This is a genomic window from Armatimonadota bacterium (assembly GCA_031459855.1).
Classification (GTDB): Bacteria; Sysuimicrobiota; Sysuimicrobiia; order Sysuimicrobiales; family Humicultoraceae; genus Fervidifonticultor; species Fervidifonticultor primus.
Genome location: JAVKHP010000001.1, coordinates 2,354,913 through 2,372,875, shown reverse-complemented (window position 1 = coordinate 2,372,875; position 17,963 = coordinate 2,354,913). Strand labels below are relative to the sequence as shown.

Genomic DNA, 17,963 nt, shown 5'->3' with positions numbered 1-17,963 from the left:
CTCTGGCTCTCGGACCCTCCGCACGCCGCTTGGCTCAATACCCGCGCGCCGGGTCCACGCGGTTGACCAGCGGCGCGCCGGCCAGATAGCGGCGAAGGTTCTCGCAGAACAACGGTATCACGCGGTCGAAGTAGCTGGGAGAGGCGCCGGAGACGTGGGGCGTGATCACCACGTTCTCCAGCCCCCACAGTGGGCTGTCCGCCGGCAGCGGCTCGCGCTCGAACACGTCCAGCGCGGCGCCGGCGATCCAGCCCTCCCGCAACGCTTCGATCAACGCGGCCTCCTGCACGATCGGCCCGCGCCCGACGTTGACCAGCACTGCGGTGCGTTTCATCAGGCGCAGACGCCGGGCGTCGATGAGCCCCCGCGTCTCGGCCGTCAGCGGCAGCAGGATCACCGCGTAGTCGGCCGCCCGCAGCACGTCGTCGGTCCCCTCGGGCCCGTAGACCTCCGCCACGTGGGGCACCGGAGCCGGCGTGCGCTTGGTCCCGATCACCCGCATCTCGAACGCCGCCGCACGGGCCGCCAGCGCCGAGCCGATGGCGCCCAGGCCCAGGATGCCCAGCACCTTGCCCGCCAGCTCCTCGCCCACCACCGCCTGGCGGTCCCAGCGCCGCGCCTGCTGGTTGCGCAGCGCCACGTGCAGCCGCCGGCTGAACAGCAGGATCACGGCCATGACGTGCTCGGGCAGCGCCACCGTGTGAGCGCCGACGCTGCTGGTGAGCACCACCTGGCCGGCCAGCACCTCCGGAAACAGGAGCCCGTCCACGCCTGCGGCCGCGGCGTGCACCCAGCGCAACCGCCGGGCCGCGGTCCGCACCGGCTCGGGGATCTGCCAGCCCACGATGACCTCGGCCTGGGGCGCGAGCTGCTGCGCCCGCGCCCGGTCGGTGGTGCACAGCACGCGCACGCGGGGGTCCACGGCCCGGATCATCTCCACATGGCGCTCGGCCACGGGGACCAGCACCAGGACCACCACCTCGTCGCGCGACCCGCCGGTCGCCCGGGGCTCATCCATGCCGCTGCTCGGCCTCCACCCCGCCCGCGGCCTCGCGGAGCCGCTGGACGACGAACGCTCGGTCCAGGGCGGCCAGGAACCAGCCGGCCTGGGGCCCCGAGTCCCTGCCCAGGAACGCCAGGTAGATGGCACCGAACGCGGCCTTGGGCGTCAGCCCCAGCTGCGCCTTGAGGGCGTGGATGGCCGCGTGGAGGGCCTGCCCGTCTTGCGCCTGCTCCACCGCGGGAATCAGCGCTGCCAGGAACCGCCGCTGGTCCTCGGTGAGCGTGCGCGCCGCCGGCGGCAGGGTGGGCTGCACCTCGAAGCGGTGGGCCTCGGGCGCGTACGTGCGCAGCCACCGGCGCGCGTCCGCCACCCGGAGCTCCAGCTCGTGGCGATCGGCCTCCGTGAGCGCGCTGCCCTTCTCCCGCGCGACCGCCGCCGCGACGTCGACGCCGGGCATCTGGCACAGATGGGCCACGCGCAGGAACCGCGGGCGGTAGGCGTCGGCGGGCGGCGCGCCGTCCACCCGCGCGTAGTGGAACGACCGCGCCAGGTCCGGGTCGTCGAGCCGGCCGACGTAGGCCGCCGCCGCCCGGTCGAACTCGTCGTACAGGGCCGGGATGGTCTCGCCGCCGGGATCGAAGTCCACGTGCTGCCGGTAGTGGGGCCGCACGATGGCAAAGCGCGCCAGGTCGGGGCGCAGCAGTGCCGCGAACTCGGCCGCCGGGGTCCCGACCCCCGCGCTCGACCGCATCTTCCGGCCGCCGACCAGGAAGAACTCGTACCCGAACGAGAAGGGCGGCCGGCCGCCGTAGATGGCCTGCACGATGGCGGCGGCACGGTCGTAGCTGCCCCCGCGCGTCATGTGGTCCTTCCCGGCGGCCTCGACGGTGACGCCCAGCACGACCCACTTGGCCGCCCACTCCGTGACGTACTGCAGCTTGCTGCCCCCACCAAACGGCGAGCGGCGACCGCGGTGGCCGCACCCGGTGGCCCACGTGACCTTGTCGAGGCGACACTCGTACGCCACCTCGCGCCCGTCCCACGCCGCGACCACCGTGGTGCCGATGCGGCCACAGGCGTCGCAGATCACCTGGACGGGGTGGCGCTCGGCCTTGCGGCTGCCGCTGATGGCCCGGTCGAGCTCGATGATCTCCTGGGCGCGGTCCAGGGCCGTGCGGATCGCGTCGTCGAACGCGCCGCTGCGGTACAGCTCGCTGGTCCAGTACACCCGGGGAGTCGCCCCCAGCCGCGTGAACGCCGCCGTGAACTCGTCGGCGTAGTACCGGGCAAAGTTGGGCGCTGCCGTCGGGTCGGGCGAGGGCACGTCGCACAGCGGCCGGCCCAGGTGGGGCGCCAGCGCCTCCTGCCCCGCGGGCACGGTATCGAGCGGATCGTAGTCGTCGTAGCCGTAGAGGAACTCGACGGCGCGGCCGCGCTCGCGCAACGCCCTGGCCAGGCAGTCGTGCAGGATCACGCCGCGCAGCGACCCAACGTGGACACGCCCCGACGGGCTCTTGGCGTCGTTGACGACGTGCGCCGCCTCGGGGCGCGCCTTCAGGATCTCGTCGGCCAGCAGGTCAACCCACACCGCGCGCCTCTTCCTCCCCGGCGGGCAGCCGGGCCCGGTCGCACTCCACGACCTGATCAGGGGAGGGTGGATACCGGAGAAACGCCGGACGCCGGGTACGGTGTTCGTGCCGTGCGGAGGCGGTTCCTTCAGGCCGCGGGCCGGGGTCGTCCCCGCCTCGGCCTGAACAGGTGTCGCGCGCCCCGATGGGGCGCCACGCGCTCGCCGAGGGGATGGGGCGCCCCTACCCGTTGACCCTGGCCTTGAGGTCCTTCCCCGGCGTGAACGCCGGCACGTTCCTGGCAGGGATGTGGATGCGGGCGCCGGTCTGGGGGTTGCGGCCCTCGCGCGCCCTGCGCGTGCGGACCGTGAACGTGCCGAAGCCGACCAGCGTGACCTTCGCGCCCCGCCGCAGCTCGGCCGCCATCAGGTCGAGGGCAGCGTTGAGGATGGTCGCGACGTCCTTCTTGGTGGCGCCGGTCTGCTCGGCGACCCGCTCGACCAGTTCCTCCTTGTTCATGCCCCACCCCCCCACGCATCCGGCTCCCGCGTACGGCCCGACGGCCGGTTCGGTTCTCCACGGCTTCGCCGACTCCTGCAGGCATCGCCACGCCCGGTGGAGAACACCGGGGCAACCGCCCTGCAAGGAGGGGTGCACCATGCATCGCGTTCGCCTCACGGTCCCGCTCCTGCTCCTGGCAGTCCTCCTCGCGCCGGCGGCCGCGCAGCCCTCCAGCATCCTTCCGGGCAAGGCCATCGGGCCCATCGAGCTGGGCATGCCCCTGGAACGCGCCCGGGAGATCATGACCGGCTTCGGCACGGTCGAGGCCTACGAGGGCGCGCTGGGCCGCGGGTTCTGCAACCCCGAGCGCGGCGTGGGCGTGTGCGTCTTCGACCGGTGGACCAGGCTGAACCTGCACTCCCCGGGTGTCGTGGTGTTCGCGCTGACCGACGACGAACGCTTCACTACGGAGCCGGGCGGGCACAAGGTCGGCGGGCTGCTGCTGGGCATCCTGCGGACCTTCGGGCTCTACTCGGCGGGCATGCAGACCGAGCTACTGTGGGACCCGCACGGGCTCTCGGTCGACATCCAACCCTCGCCGTCCGGGCTCGTGGCCGCCACGATCGGCGTGTACGCACCGCGCACATCAGCGCGCCTGCCCCGTCCTGTGCCCGCGCAGGTGGTGGCCACCACGCTCAAGGCGCGTTAGGCGTCGTCGGCCCGGGCCATGCCGCGTATCGCCACCGGCAGCTGACCGCCCTCGCGGCGCACGGCCCCCCGTCCCGGCGTCAACGACCGCACGGGCTCCGCCGGGCGCGTGTCCCGGGCGCGACAGACGGGCGGGGCCGGGCCGGCGGCCCGGCCCCGCCCGCGCTGCCCCAATCGCGCAGCCCGCTACCGCACCGTGAACGTCACGGTGCGGACGGTCTCCTTGATCGTGCGGTGCTGGGCGTCCGCCCAGGAGATCCTAAGCACGTGTCGTCCGGGCGCCACCGTCCCCAGCACGTACCGGTAGCGCTGGGGGCCGACCCGCACCAGGTGCTTGAGCATCGGCATGTCCTGCCGACGGTCGAGCTCGATGTGCAGGTGCGGCATAGCGGTCGTGGACCCGTGCATATCCGTCCCGTGCCGCACGGTCATTTTCGAGAGGTCCGCGGGCGTCTCGAAGACCACGGTCACCGGGTTGGCCACGACCGCGCCGTTCCTGGGATACACGATCCGCAACGGCGGCAGCGCCCTGGCGCCCGCCGCCGCCACGGTGAACGTGTAGGTGCCCTGGGCGACGCCCAGGTCGGGCGCCGACACCGCTTGCCACCGCACGGTGTAGGTGCCCGGACCGATGGCCAGCAACCGTGCCACCAGGGTCCGGCGGTCCAGGTCGTCGAGGTCCACGCCGCCCTTCCCGTCGTCGACACGCCGCCCCGCGCTACTCCACACGCTGATCCGGCTGCGTTGCACGTCCAGCTCCTCGCCGGGGCTCAGCGCGAACACCAGGCGCACGTGTGCGGGCGGTGCCGTCACGGTGCTGCCCGGCTGCGGGTCGGCGCGCAGCAGCTTCGCATGGCCGGCAGCGTGGCCGGGCCAGAGGAGCACCGCCACGGCTGCGGCCAGCACGCTCCAAACTCTCCTGTCGTTGCGCATCACGTCGTCCTCCTTGGCAATTTCCGCAGATCTCGTGCCATACCGCGCCCGCTGGCCCGGCCTGCGCCGGCGCACAGACCGCCGCTGCAGACGTGGCGGCCGTCAGGGCCCTCGCAAGCCTGGAGGCCGGCCGCCGCCGCCGGACAAACCGGCTCTTGGGCAGACCGCGGCTTGTAGCCGGCAGATCGCGGCCGGTCGCGCATGGGTGCCAGCGCGCGTGGAACTGCGTGCCGCCTACGTGCCCGGCGGCATCGCCCACCCTGGCTGCCTGGGAGGGGTCTCTCCGACCGGTGGCGCGCGGCACGCGTACGGGTGACGCGCGCACGGAGGGGCCGACATCCGACGCGTCGGCCGCCACCGCCGGTACACCAGAACGGTGACCGCCAGGAAGATGAGCGGCGCCGCCAGAAATCCGGCGTGCGCCTGCCGCTCGAGCAGATAGTGTCCCGCGTGGTGCCCGTCGTGGGAATCCGACAGGCCGTGCACGTGCGCGGCCGAAAACACCACCAGGGCGTACAGATTGCACGCCAGCGCGAGAGCGAGGCCACGCCGGGCCAGCATCGCACCCGCACACCCACGCCACGCGCGCTGCGTCGCCGGGACACCTATCACTCCCACCCACCCCGGGTGGCGTGCTGTCCGCCGCCCTCGGGTGCGGCGACCAGAGCGCGTCAGGCCCGCGGACAGGGCGAGGGGTTGGTGCACGAACTGGACCGTGGAGCGGGAGACGGGAATCGAACCCGCACCGCCAGCTTGGAAGGCTGGAGCTCTACCATTGAGCTACTCCCGCAGAGCAGGAAACGCGAGGCTGGTGGGCGGGGAAGGATTCGAACCTCCGAAGCGCGTCGCGCAGCTGATCTACAGTCAGCCCCCTTTGTCCACTTGGGTACCCGCCCACAGCATCCATGAGGATTATAGGAACGGCGCGTTCCAAGCGTCAACGGCGCCAGGTGGGCTGGCCTCACGGCACCGACCGCGGTCGGCAGGGGCCCGGGCCGGCGCGCCGAAGATCTCCACGGACGCGCGAGCTGGCGTCCGTCCGAACGAGGTGAGGGTGTGACACCTGCAACGACACTGCTGGTGACCGTCGTCGCGGTGGCGGTGGTCCTGGCCGCCTTCCGTCACTTCGCGCGGCCGACGTGGAATCGCGTCATGGCCGTGGTCAATCGCATTCTCGACATCGAGGTCGGCCTTCCCCTCCCCCAGCGCACGTCCCCTGCCGACCTCTACTACCGTCCCTACCCCCGGCGCCTGCAGCTGAACGTCCTGGCCCTGATCCTGGGCCCCGTCTGGTACCTGCTGGTGGGCCTGTGGGTCCATGCAACGATCCTGCTGACCATCGCCTTCGTCAGCGGCGGCCTGCTGGCGCCCATCGTGTGGCTCTACTGCGGCTTCAAGGCCAACGAGGACCTGCTCGAGTTCCGCGTCGCGCGCCACAACGTCTACTGAGGCCAGCGTGGTATAATTCCTCGGGTGGCGGGCCGCCGTAGCTCAACCCGGCAGAGCACCGCACTTGTAATGCGGGGGTTACCGGTTCGACTCCGGTCGGCGGCTCCAGGCACAAGCCCAGATCTGACGCGGGTTTCCGCCATCGGTGCCCGTCCGGCTTGAGTCCGTCCGAAAGACGCCGGACTGGAAGGCCCGGCCGGACGACTGGGTCCGCGCCGGGGGCGTCAGGCGAGCCTCGTCGATGTGACGCCTCCCGGGCCGCTACCGGACCTCCAGCACGCCGTGCATCCCGGCCTCACGGTGTCCCTCGATCGTACACGCGAAAGCGAAGCGCCCCTTTTGGCGCGGGAGGAACTCCAGGCGCGCTGATCCGCCCGGCTCCAGCCTGACCACGTCGACTCCGGGCATCTCTACGTCCAACACGGCGCTCACGAGCCGGATGGCCACCGTGCGCAGGTAGTCCGTCTCGAGTTGGTGGGCGATCTGGCCGCGGTTGCGCAGGATCAGCGCAGCCGGTCGGCCGGCCTGGAGGCGGATCACGCTGGGGCGGAAGGTGAACTCGCCCATGTCCACCTCAACGGCTGCCGGCCGTGGGATCTGAGCGCCGGCGAGCACGGGCAGCGCCAGCGCGGCAGCCACGGCGAGCAGTAGGGTGGAGCGCTTCTTGAGCCGGGACACGGCGGGGAGAGAGGAGAACCGGCTCCGGTCCTCCCGCCGTTGCCCGGTCAATCCTTGTTGAAGGGCGTCAGCATCGGATTGAACTCACCGAAGACGCCATTGGGGTTCGGATACCAGATCCACAGGTGGAGCGTGACAAGCGCTGGATGCCACAGGGTGAACACCGCACCGGTCTTGGGATGGCTCTTGGCGCACTTGGCCTCGGCGTTGGCTTCCACGAACGATCCGTCTCTGTAGTGACAGGCCGCGCCGAAGGATCCGTATCGGGCGCCCTTGAGGGGCGGCGTCGCGGGCCGCTTGGGCCAAGCCCATTCAATGGCGACGAGCTGCCAGGCATCGCCCTTGCGCACGTACACCAGGATGGGGGGCTTCGTGATCTCGAACCCGTCGATCTTCGGATTCAGGAAGTGGTATCCCATGTTGGGGATCATCGGCGTGATGATCATGTACCCGTCGGCTTTGGCCCGCTCGAGATCGGTGGCGTACTTGGCCGTCGCCACCCGAGCCTGTGAGAGTTTGGTGACGACATCGGGTGCCAGGGTGCTCTGCGCTCCTGCTGACGACAGGCTGCCGACCATGGTCAAGAGCACCGCCAGCATGATGCCCACGCAGATAGAGACCGCTGTGGATCTCGTGAATACTGTTCGTCCCTGCGCTCCACTAGGCTCGCGAACCATTGCTCACCCCCCGGTGATCGGTGACGCCAGGCAAGAAATGTACACACGCTAGCATGCTGTGTGTTGAATGTCTAGTAGAACCCTCGTTCGCCAACGAAAATGCTCGCCCCGTCCCGGGCGAACCCCGGAGGCGCGGCATCGTCCCAACTCCCAGCACCCCAGATCGAAGGCAACATCGCCAGCCGCCGGCGCTGGCGCAGGCCCCACCCCAGCAGGGTTTCCGTTCTCACCTGCCAATAGCACGGCAAGTCCATCCCACGCCTGGGAGGTGAGGGAAGATGTGTGCGCCCGTGGTCATGGAGGCCGTGCGCCGCGAGATCCGCCGCCGTGATCTCCTCCGCCTGGCCGGTACTGCCGCCGTCACCGCCGCCGCCACCCGCCTGGTCGGCGCTCCCGAGGTCCTCGCCGCGCCGATGCGGCGGGCCTCGCGCGTGCAGGACCTCACGCACACGCTCAAGCCCACGTTCCCGTCGTTCTCCGGCCAGCCCGTCTTCAAGTCCGACGTGGCGGTCTCGTGGAAGAAGGACGGCTACTACGCCCTCAACGTGTCGTACTTCGAGCACATCGGCACCCACATGGACGCGCCGGCGCACTTCGGCGAGCGTGCCCTCAAGGTGCACGAGCTCCCCGCCGCCACGCTGATCGCTCCCGTGGCGGTCATCCACATCCACGAGCGGGCGGCCCGGGACCACGACACGCGCGTGACGGCCGACGACATCCGGCGCTGGGAACGCCGCTACGGCCGGCTGCCCCGCGGCGCCGCGGTGTTCATGCACAGCGGCTGGGAGAGCCGGGTGGGTAGCGCGCAGGCCTTCCGGAACCCTGACGCCTCGGGCGTGATGCACTTCCCGGGGTTCCACCCCGACGCCGTGGAGTTTCTGCTGGCGGAGCGCGACGTGGTGGGCATCGGCGTGGACACGCTTAGCCTGGACCACGGCCCCTCGAAGGACTTCAAGGTCCACACCACCTGGCTGCCGGCGAACCGCTGGGGGCTGGAGAACCTGGCCAACCTGGCCAGGATCCCGCCGGCCGGTGCCACGGTCTTCGTGGGCGCCCCAAAGGTCGCCGATGGGTCGGGTGGGCCGGCGCGAGTGGTCGCGCTCTGGTAGGCGCGCAGACCGGGCCGCCCCTGCGTGCGGAGACGGCACCGTCGTCGGCGAGCCCGGCGGCAGGCACGGCGTGGGCACGCCGGTGCGTCTGGTAGGCGCGCACGCCGGGCCGCACAGGCGCGGGGGACGGCACCGCCGTCCCCCGCGCCTGCCCTGTGTGGTACCATAGGAGCGACCATGCGCGACCAGTACGGTCGGCCCCTGACCGATCTCCGCGTGTCGCTGACGGACCGCTGCAACCTGCGGTGCGTCTACTGCATGCCGGAGGAGGGCATCGTCTTCCGCCCGCCGGCCGACCTCCTCCAGGACGACGAGGCGGTCCTGCTGATCGAACTGGCCGCGGAGCTGGGCGTCTCCAAGGTCCGGCTCACCGGCGGCGAGCCGACCGTCCGCGCAGGGATCGTGCCGCTGGTGGCCCGCATCGCGCGCATCCCCGGCCTTGTCGACATCGCCATGACCACCAACGGCGTGCTGCTGGAGACGCTGGCCCGCCCGCTGGCGGCGGCCGGGTTGACGCGGGTCAACGTGAGCCTCGACACCTTGCACCCCGAGAAGTTCCGGCGCATCACGCGGGGCGGACACGTCGACCGGGTGCTGGCCGGCATCGCGGCGGCGGAGGCGGCCGGCCTGCGGCCGATCAAGCTCAACGCCGTGGTGGTGCGCGGCTTCAACGACGACGACGTGGTCGCGCTGGCGGCGCTGACGCTGGAGCATGCCTGGGAGGTGCGCTTCATCGAAGTGATGCCCTTCGGGGAGGTCGCCGACGTGGCCAACGCCGGCATCGTGACCTCCGAGGAGACGATGGCGCGCATCGAGGCGGCGTTGGGGCCGCTGGACCCGGTGGACCTGTCGGGGACGAGCCCTGCCCGGACCTACCGCCTGCGCGGGGCGCTGGGCGACCTGGGCTTCATCAGCCCCGTCACCCAGCCCTTCTGCGCCAGCTGCGGCCGCATCCGCCTCACCGCCGACGGCCGGTTGCGGTTGTGCCTGCTCCGTGACGCCGAGGTTGACCTGCTCACGCCGCTGCGCGCGGGGGCCTCCCGGGACGAGATGAAGGCGCTCTTCGCCGCGGCGGCCTACCGGCGGCCGTTCGGCCACGCGCTGGCCGAGCGGCTGTACCCGCGGGAGCGCGTCATGATCCAGATCGGCGGCTGACCTCCGAGGAGGCGGCGGCCGCCCCGGTCCTAGTCGTCTTCGGGATCCAGCAGCTCGATGTCGTCAGGCTCGACCTGCGCGTGGCAGCGCGGACAGGTCACCTGGTCGTCTGTGTCCGGGACGACTAGCAGGAAGACGTGCGCGCAGCGGGGACAGACGACGCGGTAGACGTCAGGGTTCCTCGCCCTCGAGGTTGCGCTCGAGCTTGCGCTTGACGCGCTGGAGGGCGTTGTCGATGGACTTCACGTGCCGGTTGAGCTCGTTGGCCATCTCCTGGTAGGACTTCCCCTCCAGGTAGGCCGTCAGCACCTTGCACTCCAGCTCGCTGAGGTTCTTGCGAATGCGCTCGCGCATGGTGGCCGAGGCTTCCTGGTTGATGACCAGCTCCTCGGGATCCGAGACCTTGATGCTGCTGATGACGTCCAGGAGCGTGCGGTCCGAGTCCTCGTCGTAGATGGGCTTGTTGAGCGAGATGTACGAGTTCAGGGGGATGTGCTTCTGCCGGGTGGCGGTCTTGATGGCCGTGATGATCTGCCGGGTGATGCACAGCTCGGCGAACGCCCGGAACGACGACAGCTTGTCGCGCCGGAAGTCGCGGATCGCCTTGTAGAGGCCGATCATCCCCTCCTGGATGATGTCCTCGCGGTCGGCGCCGATGAGGAAGTAGGCCTTGGCCTTGACGCGGACGAAGTTGCGGTACTTGCCGATCAGGAACTCCGCGGCGCGGTCGTCGCCGCTCTTGGCGTAGTCTACGAGATCTTCGTCCGCGAGGTCCTGGTAGCTGGGGCTTTCCCGTCGCGCGAGGGCCACCGGCTACCCCCTCCGGTGGAACCCAGCAGGTGACGTGGGCTTCGTGAGTACCGACGAACCGCTGCGACCGCGCATCACGCTGGCCCTCATTATAGAAACCGCGTCCTGGTGCGTCAAGCGCGCGGTGCCGCGGCGCTCGCGGTGGTGCCCGCGCCCGCTCCCACCGGTAGCGACCCTCCCGCGGGCGCCGGCGCCGCCTGCCGCATCTGCCGCCGGACCTCGTAGAGCACCAGGGCCGCGGCGACCGCGGCGTTGAGCGACGCCACCCGCCCGTACATGGGGATCCGGACCAGCAGGTCACAGCGCTCGCGCACCAGGCGCGACAGCCCCCGCCCCTCGCCTCCGATCACCACCGCGATGGGCGGCCGCAGCGGGGCCTCGTAGAGTACCTGCGCGGCGGCCGGGTCTGCCCCGACCACCCACAGCCCGGCACGCTTGAGCCGCTCGACGACCTGGGCCGGGCTGGCCGCCGCCGCCACGGCCACGTACTCGACGGCGCCGGCCGAGGCCGCCGCGACCGCTGGCGTGAGCCCCACCGCACGCCAGCGTGGGATCACCACCCCGTGTACGCCGGTGGCGTCGGCCGCACGGAGGATCGCTCCGAGATTGCCCGGGTCCTCGACGCCGTCGAGGACCACGACGAACGGCGCCTCGCCGCGGCTGCGGGCGATCTCCAGGAGCGCGTCCACGTCCACGGTTTCCCGCACGGCGGCGTACGCGATCACCCCTTGTGGGGTGCGGGTCCTCGCCAGACGGGCCAGCACGTCGGGGGAGACTTCGTGCACCGGCACCCCGCGGCGCCGCGCCTCGGCGATCACCTCTCGCAGGGCGGCGCTCCCCGCCGCGGCGCGCGAGACCACGAGCTTGCGCAGTGGCCGTCCTGCGCGCAACGCCTCGAGCACCGGATGGCGCCCCTCGAGCTGCGTGGTCCCGGGATCCGGCCCTCCCGCACCGGCCAGGCGCCCCGGCCGCCCGGCGGAGGCGTCGCGACGGGCCGGGGCGGCTACGCCGGCTCCCGGCGCGCGGCGATCCGCCACCGTGCTCCTCCGGGGAGGTCCTCGACAACGATCCCCAGCTCATGCATCCGCCGCCGGATGTCGTCGGCCAGGTCGTAGCGCCGCGCCTGACGGGCGCGATCTCTCCCGGCCAGGAGCGCGGCCACCACCGCCTCCGGACGCTCCGGCGGCGCCCCGTCGCCGAACAGCGCGGGCTCCCGCGCACGCAGGTCGTCCAGCAGTCGCGCCAGCGCGGCCGCGGTCGCCTCCGGCACGCGGTCAGGCTCCAGACGCAACCCCAGCACGCCGGCCAGCCGCCGCAACGTCTCCGCGGCCGCCGCCAGTCCACCCGCGAGGGCAGGATCGCCCTGGAGCGCGGCGGCGGCACCGCGGTTGACGTCGGCGGCCAGGTCGAACAGCGCCGCGAGTGCCTGCGGCGTGTTGAAGTCGTCGTCCATGGCCGCCTCGAAGGCCGCCCGTGCCGCCTCGGCGCGCTCCGCCAGGGGGCCTGCGGAGGGCACCCCGGGGGTGCGCTCCAGCGCGGTGGCCGCGTTGGCCAGCGCCGTCTGCAGGCGCTCCAGCCCGCGCCCCGCCGCGGCCAGGGCCTCGTCGAGCCAGCGGAGCGGCGTGCGGTAGTGCGCCGACAGGATGAACAGCCGGATCACGTTGGGGTCGTACCGGGCCAGCGCGTCGCGGATCGACACGAAGTTGCCCAGGTGCCGGTGCATCTCCTCGCCCACCGGCGGCTTCATCAGGGCGTTGTGGATCCAGTAGCGGACGAACGGCCGTCGCCCGGTGTACGCCTCCGACTGGGCGATCTCGTTCTCGTGGTGCGGAAAGCGCAGATCCTCCCCGCCGCCGTGGATGTCGAGCTGCTCGCCCAGGAACTGCATCGCCATGGCCGAGCACTCGATGTGCCACCCCGGCCGCCCGGGCCCCCACGGGCTGTCCCAGGCCGGCTCGCCGGGCTTGGCGGCCTTCCACAGCGCAAAGTCCATGGGGTGCTCCTTGCGCTCGTCGACGTCCACCCGGGCACCGGCCTGCATCTGCTCCAGCGTCCGGCCCGACAGCTGCCCGTACTGCGGCAACGACGTGACCCGGAAGTACACGTCCCCATCGACGGTGTAGGCATGGCCGCGGGCGATCAACCCTTGGATGATCTCGATCATCGTGGGAATGACCGCCGTGGCTCGGGGGTAGTGGTGCGCGCGCTGGATGTTGAGCGCGTCCATCTCGGCCAGGAAGCGCTCCAGGTACTCCTGGCTGATCTCGAAGATGGTCCGCCCCTCCTGCCGCGCGCGTTCGACGATCCGGTCCTCGATGTCGGTGAAGTTCTGGACGTGGCGCACCTGATAGCCCCGATACTCCAGGTACCGCCGGATGACGTCGAAGACCGTGTAGGACAGCGCATGCCCCACGTGGGCCGGGCCGTAGAGGTTGGGACCGCACACGTACATGCGGACGCGGCCGGGCTCGAGGGTGGTGAACAGTTCCTTGCGGCGGGTCAGCGAGTTGTAGACGTACAGCGGCATGGCCCACCTCGCGTGATCAGTCTACCCGGCGTCCGGCGCCGCCCACAAGGGGACGCACGGGCGGCCGGCGGCGCGGAACCCTCCTGGCCGGCCGCGTGACGCACCCTCACAGGCCGTCGGCGTCCTCGCCGGCGTCAGGGCAGGCGGGCAACGGGCACCATCTCCAGCTCGGCACACAGCTCCCACGCCCGGTGGGTCCGGAGCGTGAGGGGATGCATGCGGCGCACCCGCCGCAGCTCGAACGCCCCGCGATCGGTGACCACCCGATAGTAGACGGCCTCGTGCTCGCGGCGGACGGCCATGGTGCGCACCACGGTGTAGAACTCGCGGTCGCGCCAGAACCCCGCGGGGCGCATCCCCGCGCCCGGCGCCAGCTCCACCACGACCGGCTCGGCCAGCGCCGTCCGCTCGACGAAGATCACGTCTACCGCCGGCCCGTCGCGGCGCGAGGGAGCACCGGCGCCTGGACGGCGTCTGGTGAGAGACGCTCCCCGCGGCGGCTGGCGACTCATCCGCGTCGTTGCAGGAGGGCCACGGCCTGGGCCGTGATGCCGTCGCCCCGCCCGGCGGCGTCCAGGCCCTCCCAGGTCGTGGCCTTGATGCCCACGCGGGCGGGGGCGATCCCTAGCGTTTCGGCCAGCCGGTCGCGCATGGCCTCCACGTAGGGCGCCAGCCTGGGCGCCTGCGCGCAGACCACCGCGTCGACGTTGATGACGGTCCATCCGGCGGCCCCCAGCTGGTCGACCACCCGGGCCAGCAAGCCGAGGCTATCGGCGCCCCGGAACTGCGGATCGTCGGGAGGAAACTGCCGGCCGATGTCCGGGAGCGCCGCAGCACCCAGCAGCGCGTCGATGATGGCGTGGGTCAGCACGTCGGCGTCAGAGTGGCCATCGAGCCCGCGCGGGTGGGGAATACGCACGCCGCCCAGCACGAGCGGCCGGTCGGGCACCAGACGATGCACGTCCGTCCCCACCCCGACGCGCATCCCCCCGGGATCGCGTGCTGCGTAGCGCCGGGCCAGCTCGTAGTCCGCCTGGGTGGTGATCTTGAGGTTCGCGGGATCACCGGGCACGACGCGCACCGGCACGCCCAGCCGCTCGACCAGGCCGGCGTCGTCGGTGACGGGCGCGTCCAGCGGCACCTCCGCATGCGCCCGGCGCAGCAGCGCCGTGCGGAACGCCTGGGGCGTCTGCACCGCCACGAGCCCACTACGATCGACGGTCTGGCGCACCCACTCGCCCGCCACGGCTTTCACCGTGTCGGTCAGGGCCAGCCCGGGCGTCGCCGCACCGGTCGCGGCAGCCGCGGCCAGGACGCGCTCGATCAGGTCCGTCGTCACGAAGGGACGCACGCCGTCGTGGACCACGACCCACGCGACGTCCTCCAGGGCGGCGAGTCCCGCGGCGACCGATGCACGGCGCGTGGGACCGCCGGCGACGACGGCCGCGACACGACCGGCGAGACGGGCGCGCACCTCGTCGACGACCCCCGCCGCCACCACCACGACGATCGGGCCGATCCGCGGGCACGCCACGAACGCCGCCAGCGCGTGGTCCAGCACGCTGGCGCCATCCAGAGGCAGGAACGGCTTGGGGACGGATCCCCCCAGCCGCACCCCCTCGCCGGCAGCCACGACGACCGCGCCGGCGGTCTCTTCACGCACGGGCGCGCGACGAGGCCAGCCTCACCGCCGGGGCAGCGACGAGGACCCTGTGGGTTCGCTCGACTTGGGGCGCGCGAAGATCATGCGCCCCGCCGACGTCTGCAGCACGCTGGTGACCACGACCTCGGAGGTCTCGCCGATGAGGCGCTTGCCGCCTTCCACGACGATCATCGTGCCGTCGTCCAGGAACGCCACCCCCTGGCCCGCTTCCTTCCCGTCGCGGATGACCTGCACCGTCAGTTCCTCACCGGGCAGGACCGCCGGTCGCACGGCCTGGGCCAGCTCGTTGACGTTGAGGGCGCGCACGCCCTGCAGCTCCGCCACCTTGCTCAGGTTGAAGTCGTTGGTGACCAGCCAGGCGTCGTGGGCCCGGGCCAGGGCGATCAGCTGTGCGTCGACGTCCAGCGCGTCCCCCACGTCCTCGATCACCTGCACCGACTCCAGCTCCCGCCGCAGGCGGTTGAGGATGTCCAGACCCCGCCGGCCCCGGTTGCGCCGCACGCTGTCGGCGGAGTCCGCGATCCGCTGCAACTCCGTCAGCACCGAGCGCGGCACCAGCAGCGGACCTTCCAGAAATCCTGCGCGACAGATGTCGGCGATGCGCCCGTCGATGATGACGCTGGTGTCCAGGAGCTTGGGACGCGCCGGGCGACGCTCCCCGGCGGGTCGCTCACCCTGCCGCCGTAGGATGCCCGCCAGCTCGTCGCGCCGCTGCAGAGCGACGTGCAGCCCCACGTAGCCCAGCACGAGGCCGGCGACCAGCCGTACGTACGGCCCGATGAGGGGCATGCCCTCCAGCAGGTAGCCCACGAACAGCGCCAGCATCAGGCCCACCCCCAGGCCCAGCCCGCCCAGGAGCAGGTCGTGCAGCGAGAGGCCTTCCAGCGGGCGCAACACCCACGCCATGGCCGCGACGAACGCCCGCGAGAGCGGCGGCACCGCCAGCAGGCCGACCAGCCCGCCGACGATCACCCCCAGGGCCTGCGGGCGGAACCCCGCAGCAGCCACCGATGGCCAGTACTCGCCCGCCACCACGGCGATCTGGTAGCCCACCACGCCCCCCAGCAGGGCACCGACCGCCCGCATCACGCTGTCCCGCATGAGCCACCCCTCGGGCCGTCGTGCACGCGCCGCGCTGGCCCCTCCCGTGGCACCCGCTCGTGGCCCAGAGTATAGCACACCGTTTCGCCGCGCGAGAAGCGCACGCCGGGATGGCAATATGCGTTATGCGCGCATAGCTCGCCGTCCGGACGCGCCGAGAGCGTCGCAGTCCTGCGTACGTTCCCGACGGCAAGTGTTTGACAGCGACGCAACGCCGTCTCTATAATGGGGCCGCTATCATCTCGATATGCGCGATCGTCTTGCGAGGAGCGGCAACGATGGCTGAGATCGGTCAAGGCTCCTTCCAGCACACCGTCTCAGAATACCTGATCCGCCACCGCAGCATCCTCGACGTCCAGAGCAAGCTCACCGAGTCGGTCGCCCGCGTGAACCGCGCCATCGCCAAGTGTGTCACCACCTGCGGGTGCATCTCCATCAAGGCCGGCAAGCAGCGCTTCCCCGCCGAGATGAGCCTGGCGGAAGTCCGATCCGTGGTGCAGACGCACGTCGACGGTGCCCTGTGCGAGCGCTGCCGCGAGATCGTGGAGACCGAGATCGGCACGACGCTGTTCTACCTGGCGGCCACCGCCAGCCTGCTCGACCTCGACCTCGACGCCATCCTGCGCAAGGAGCACGAACGGGTCGCCACGCTGGGCATCTTCCACCTGACCTGAGCTAGAGCAGGACCCCAAGCGCCTCGCCAAGGTCGCGAACGCCGACCACCTCGAGGCCGACGGCGAGGTCGGCCGCCGCCCGCGCGGGCACGACGACGCGCGCAAACCCCAGCCGGGCGGCCTCGGCGACCCGCCGGGCGAGCTGCGGGACGGTGCGCACCTCGCCCGCCAGGCCCACCTCGCCGACGAGCACCGTCCGTGGGTCCACCGCGCGGTCGCGCAGGCTGCTGGCGACCGCCAGCGCAATGCCGAGGTCGGCCGCCGGTTCTTCGACGGTCAGGCCGGCGGCGGCGCTGACGTAGACGTCCTGGTCCGCCAGCCGCAGCCCCGCGCGCCGCTCCAGCACCGCCAGGAGCAGCACCACCCGGTTGTAGTCGACGCCCGACGCCGTCCGCCGGGGCATGCCGAAGTGCGTTGGGGTCACCAGGGCCTGCACCTCCACCAGGATGGGTCGTGTGCCCTCCATGGCGCACACCACGGCGGAGCCCGGCGTGCCCGCCGGACGCTCCGACAGGAACGCCGCAGAGGGGTTGAGGACCTCGACGAGCCCCGCGGGGGTCATCTCGAAGACCCCGATCTCGTTGGTGGGACCGAACCGGTTCTTCGTGGCCCGCAGCACCCGGTAGGTGTGGTGGCGGTCGCCCTCCACGTACAGCACGGTGTCCACCAGGTGCTCCAGCACCCGGGGGCCGGCCAGCGCACCTTCCTTGGTGACGTGCCCGACGAGGAAGGTCGCCACGCCCTCGTCCTTCGCGAGGCGCACCAGGAGGGCCGCGCACTCGCGGACCTGGGCGACGCTGCCCGGCGCCGAGGCCACATCGCCGCGGTACACGGTCTGGATCGAATCCACGACGAGCGCCGCCGGCCGTACCCGCCGCACCGTCTCGGCGATGGCGTCGAGGTCGGTCTCGGCCAGCAGCAGCAGCGTCGGGGCCAGGGCGCCCAGCCGCTCGGCCCGCAGGCGGGTCTGGCGCACCGACTCCTCGGCAGTCACGTAGAGGACCGGCCGGCCCGTCTGGGCCAGCCGGTGCGCGATGAGCGTCAGCAGGGTCGACTTCCCGACGCCGGGGTCGCCGCCCACCAGCACCACGGAGCCCGCCACGAGCCCTCCGCCCAGCACCCGGTCGACCTCGGCCAGGCCGGTGCTCGTGCGCGTCTCCTGCGCAAGATCGCCCGCGGCCACCGACACCGGCTCCGCGGCGGCGACCGGCGATCGGCCCGCCCGGGGCGCGGCCCGCACCACCTCCTCGGTGAGCGTGTTCCATTCCCCGCACCCCGGACACCGCCCCAGCCACTTGGCGGAGGTGTGCCCGCACGCCTGGCAGACGTAGCGACTGCGCTCCACTGTGGGCCCCCTCTCCGGTCATCGGCCGGTGGCCGGTCGTATGCCCCGACCAGAAACACGAA

Annotated in this window: 18 protein-coding genes and 3 tRNA genes; 6 read left to right on the top strand and 15 right to left on the bottom strand. The window is 72.0% G+C overall.

What is annotated here, in order from left to right; genetic code table 11:
- Window positions 1–34: 34 nt before the first annotated feature.
- The 3 genes from QN157_10880 to QN157_10870 all read right to left on the bottom strand — a co-directional run bounded on the left by QN157_10880 (window position 35) and on the right by QN157_10870 (window position 3,090).
- Entirely contained in the window at window positions 35–1,018 is a 984-nt protein-coding gene (locus QN157_10880) for a D-2-hydroxyacid dehydrogenase (protein ID MDR7556095.1), read from the bottom strand.
- A complete protein-coding gene (lysS, locus tag QN157_10875) occupies window positions 1,011–2,591 on the bottom strand; it encodes a lysine--tRNA ligase (protein ID MDR7556094.1) in 1,581 nt (526 codons plus the stop codon). The genes QN157_10880 and lysS overlap by 8 nt, the downstream gene beginning before the upstream one ends.
- A gap of 223 nt (window positions 2,592–2,814) precedes the next feature.
- Window positions 2,815–3,090: an HU family DNA-binding protein gene (locus QN157_10870; protein MDR7556093.1), complete on the bottom strand. Its 276-nt coding sequence runs from the start codon at window positions 3,088–3,090 to the stop codon at window positions 2,815–2,817.
- A gap of 139 nt (window positions 3,091–3,229) precedes the next feature.
- Between QN157_10870 and QN157_10865 the strand changes: the two genes are divergently transcribed.
- Complete coding sequence (locus QN157_10865) at window positions 3,230–3,781, top strand: hypothetical protein (GenBank protein MDR7556092.1); 552 nt, start codon at window positions 3,230–3,232, stop codon at window positions 3,779–3,781.
- 185 nt (window positions 3,782–3,966) lie between these two features.
- Here the strand turns inward: QN157_10865 and QN157_10860 are convergent, their stop codons facing one another.
- From QN157_10860 to QN157_10850, 3 genes are all read right to left on the bottom strand, one after another.
- Window positions 3,967–4,713, bottom strand: coding sequence for a copper resistance protein CopC (locus QN157_10860; GenBank protein MDR7556091.1), 747 nt, complete (start codon window positions 4,711–4,713; stop codon window positions 3,967–3,969).
- A 716-nt stretch (window positions 4,714–5,429) separates the two neighbouring features.
- Window positions 5,430–5,503 (bottom strand) — tRNA-Gly (locus QN157_10855).
- Window positions 5,504–5,522: 19 nt separating this feature from the next.
- Window positions 5,523–5,609: transfer RNA gene (locus QN157_10850), tRNA-Tyr, on the bottom strand.
- A gap of 160 nt (window positions 5,610–5,769) precedes the next feature.
- On the opposite strand from QN157_10850, the gene QN157_10845 reads away from it, so the two are divergent.
- Window positions 5,770–6,162, top strand: coding sequence for a hypothetical protein (locus QN157_10845; protein ID MDR7556090.1), 393 nt, complete (start codon window positions 5,770–5,772; stop codon window positions 6,160–6,162).
- A 31-nt stretch (window positions 6,163–6,193) separates the two neighbouring features.
- Window positions 6,194–6,270: transfer RNA gene (locus QN157_10840), tRNA-Thr, on the top strand.
- A gap of 153 nt (window positions 6,271–6,423) precedes the next feature.
- Here QN157_10840 and QN157_10835 read toward each other — a convergent pair.
- Complete coding sequence (locus tag QN157_10835) at window positions 6,424–6,840, bottom strand: cupredoxin domain-containing protein (protein MDR7556089.1); 417 nt, start codon at window positions 6,838–6,840, stop codon at window positions 6,424–6,426.
- A 47-nt stretch (window positions 6,841–6,887) separates the two neighbouring features.
- Window positions 6,888–7,448 (bottom strand): hypothetical protein, encoded by a 561-nt coding sequence (locus tag QN157_10830; protein ID MDR7556088.1) that lies wholly within the window; start codon window positions 7,446–7,448, stop codon window positions 6,888–6,890.
- Between the two features lie 347 nt (window positions 7,449–7,795).
- On the opposite strand from QN157_10830, the gene QN157_10825 reads away from it, so the two are divergent.
- Both QN157_10825 and moaA read left to right on the top strand, forming a co-directional pair.
- Window positions 7,796–8,626: a cyclase family protein gene (locus tag QN157_10825; GenBank protein ID MDR7556087.1), complete on the top strand. Its 831-nt coding sequence runs from the start codon at window positions 7,796–7,798 to the stop codon at window positions 8,624–8,626.
- 177 nt (window positions 8,627–8,803) lie between these two features.
- Window positions 8,804–9,781, top strand: coding sequence for a GTP 3',8-cyclase MoaA (gene moaA / locus QN157_10820; GenBank protein ID MDR7556086.1), 978 nt, complete (start codon window positions 8,804–8,806; stop codon window positions 9,779–9,781).
- A gap of 171 nt (window positions 9,782–9,952) precedes the next feature.
- Here the strand turns inward: moaA and sigH are convergent, their stop codons facing one another.
- From sigH to QN157_10790, 6 genes are all read right to left on the bottom strand, one after another.
- Window positions 9,953–10,591, bottom strand: a complete 639-nt coding sequence (sigH, locus tag QN157_10815; GenBank protein ID MDR7556085.1) for an RNA polymerase sporulation sigma factor SigH — start codon at window positions 10,589–10,591, stop codon at window positions 9,953–9,955.
- A 113-nt stretch (window positions 10,592–10,704) separates the two neighbouring features.
- Window positions 10,705–11,628, bottom strand: a complete 924-nt coding sequence (gene rlmB / locus QN157_10810) for a 23S rRNA (guanosine(2251)-2'-O)-methyltransferase RlmB (GenBank protein MDR7556084.1) — start codon at window positions 11,626–11,628, stop codon at window positions 10,705–10,707.
- A complete protein-coding gene (gene cysS / locus QN157_10805; GenBank protein MDR7556083.1) occupies window positions 11,595–13,118 on the bottom strand; it encodes a cysteine--tRNA ligase in 1,524 nt (507 codons plus the stop codon). Before cysS ends, rlmB begins: the two co-directional genes overlap by 34 nt.
- A 134-nt stretch (window positions 13,119–13,252) precedes the next feature.
- Window positions 13,253–13,540: a hypothetical protein gene (locus QN157_10800; protein MDR7556082.1), complete on the bottom strand. Its 288-nt coding sequence runs from the start codon at window positions 13,538–13,540 to the stop codon at window positions 13,253–13,255.
- Between the two features lie 86 nt (window positions 13,541–13,626).
- Window positions 13,627–14,781, bottom strand: coding sequence for a 2-C-methyl-D-erythritol 4-phosphate cytidylyltransferase (ispD, locus tag QN157_10795; protein MDR7556081.1), 1,155 nt, complete (start codon window positions 14,779–14,781; stop codon window positions 13,627–13,629).
- Between the two features lie 21 nt (window positions 14,782–14,802).
- Window positions 14,803–15,882, bottom strand: a complete 1,080-nt coding sequence (locus QN157_10790; GenBank protein ID MDR7556080.1) for a TRAM domain-containing protein — start codon at window positions 15,880–15,882, stop codon at window positions 14,803–14,805.
- A 278-nt stretch (window positions 15,883–16,160) separates the two neighbouring features.
- Here QN157_10790 and QN157_10785 point away from each other — a divergent pair, with 278 nt between their 5' ends.
- Complete coding sequence (locus QN157_10785) at window positions 16,161–16,556, top strand: DUF1573 domain-containing protein (GenBank protein ID MDR7556079.1); 396 nt, start codon at window positions 16,161–16,163, stop codon at window positions 16,554–16,556.
- Between the two features lies 1 nt (window position 16,557).
- On the opposite strand, the gene radA is transcribed toward QN157_10785, so the two are convergent.
- On the bottom strand, window positions 16,558–17,901 hold the full coding sequence (gene radA / locus QN157_10780; protein MDR7556078.1) for a DNA repair protein RadA: 1,344 nt from the start codon (window positions 17,899–17,901) through the stop codon (window positions 16,558–16,560).
- Window positions 17,902–17,963: the final 62 nt, after the last annotated feature.

Coding starts and splice junctions, on each gene's coding strand:
- QN157_10880 (MDR7556095.1), bottom strand. CDS start 1,018: ATGGATGAGCCCCGGGCGACCGGCGGGTCGCGCGACGAGGTGGTGGTC.
- QN157_10870 (MDR7556093.1), bottom strand. CDS start 3,090: ATGAACAAGGAGGAACTGGTCGAGCGGGTCGCCGAGCAGACCGGCGCC.
- QN157_10865 (MDR7556092.1), top strand. CDS start 3,230: ATGCATCGCGTTCGCCTCACGGTCCCGCTCCTGCTCCTGGCAGTCCTC.
- QN157_10860 (MDR7556091.1), bottom strand. CDS start 4,713: ATGCGCAACGACAGGAGAGTTTGGAGCGTGCTGGCCGCAGCCGTGGCG.
- QN157_10825 (MDR7556087.1), top strand. CDS start 7,796: ATGTGTGCGCCCGTGGTCATGGAGGCCGTGCGCCGCGAGATCCGCCGC.
- moaA (MDR7556086.1), top strand. CDS start 8,804: ATGCGCGACCAGTACGGTCGGCCCCTGACCGATCTCCGCGTGTCGCTG.
- cysS (MDR7556083.1), bottom strand. CDS start 13,118: ATGCCGCTGTACGTCTACAACTCGCTGACCCGCCGCAAGGAACTGTTC.
- QN157_10790 (MDR7556080.1), bottom strand. CDS start 15,882: ATGCGGGACAGCGTGATGCGGGCGGTCGGTGCCCTGCTGGGGGGCGTG.
- QN157_10785 (MDR7556079.1), top strand. CDS start 16,161: ATGGCTGAGATCGGTCAAGGCTCCTTCCAGCACACCGTCTCAGAATAC.